Annotated in this window: 2 protein-coding genes; one reads left to right on the forward strand and one right to left on the reverse strand. The window is 40.6% G+C overall.

Annotation, left to right across the window (positions count from 1 at the left end):
• The first annotated feature begins 36 nt into the window (after window positions 1-36).
• Window positions 37-876, forward strand: coding sequence for an amino acid ABC transporter substrate-binding protein (locus GMD4S_RS09060; RefSeq protein WP_000823418.1), 840 nt, complete (start codon window positions 37-39; stop codon window positions 874-876).
• A 226-nt stretch (window positions 877-1102) separates the two neighbouring features.
• Here GMD4S_RS09060 and GMD4S_RS13930 read toward each other — a convergent pair.
• Window positions 1103-1219: amino acid--tRNA ligase-related protein (locus GMD4S_RS13930; protein ID WP_155994295.1), on the reverse strand; the 117-nt coding region annotated here is incomplete at its 5' end.

Raw genomic sequence — 1219 nt, forward strand, 5'->3', positions numbered from 1 at the left:
CTTAAGGTTGATCCAAAGTAGGACTAGGAGGTGCCTATGAAGAGAAAGAAAATTGCCCTTGTACTTGCTCTGTTCTTTAGCTTCTTCCTGACGGCTTGTACTCAGAAGGCAAGTGATCCAAATCAGGATAATTGGGCCAAATATCAAAAGCAGGGAAGCATTACCATTGGCTTTGACAATACCTTTGTTCCTATGGGATTTGAGGAAAAGAATGGCCAGTATGCAGGCTTTGATATTGACCTGGCCCAAGCTGTTTCCGAAAAGCTAGGAATTCAGATTAAATTTCAACCCATCGACTGGGATATGAAAGAAACCGAGCTACAAAATGGTACCATTGATGCCATCTGGAATGGCTATACAGCAACAGATGAACGGAAAGAGAAGGTTGCTTTTACCATTCCTTACATGGAAAATCAACAAGTTTTGGTCTCTAAAAAGTCTCAAAACATCCACTCAGTTCAGGATATGACTGACAAAGTTTTAGGGGCCCAGGCTGGATCTTCTGGATATTTGAATTTTGAAGGACAACCCGAACTACTCAAGAATCGAGTGAAAGACCAGAAGGCCAATCAATACCAAAGTTTCAATGAAGCCTTAATTGATTTGAAAAACGATCGGATTGATGCCTTGTTGATTGACCGGGTATATGCCAATTATTATCTCCAGTCTGAAGGAATATTAAATGACTACAATGTCTTTTCAGCTGGATTTGAAAGTGAAGCTTTTGCAGTGGGTGTTAGACCTGCTGATAAAACCTTGCTAGCTGCTCTGAATCAAGCCTTTATCTCACTATACCAAGAAGGAAAATTTCAGGAAATCAGCCAGAAATGGTTTGGGGAAGATGTAGCCACCAGTCAAGTTAAAAATCAAGAATAAGAAAAGAGATTGAGTTTTTCCTCAGTCTCTTTTTGCATTGAAAAATCCTCTGGAAAGTACCAGAGGATAAGAGCTTATACTCAATGAAAATCAAAGAGCAAACTAGGAAGCTAGCTGCAGGCTTCTCAAAACACTGTTTTGAGGTTGTGGATATAACTGACGAAGTCAGTAACCATACATACGGCAAGGAAATGCTGACGCGGTTTGAAGAGATTTTCGAAGAGTATTATTTCATTGTTGGGAAGAGCAATACATCACGGATAGTAGTTGTATCAGTGAGGAGCATGCAGAGACGGTCGATACCGATACCCAAACCACCTGTTGGTGGCATACCGTATTCAAG

The organism is Streptococcus sp. GMD4S, assembly GCF_000296955.1.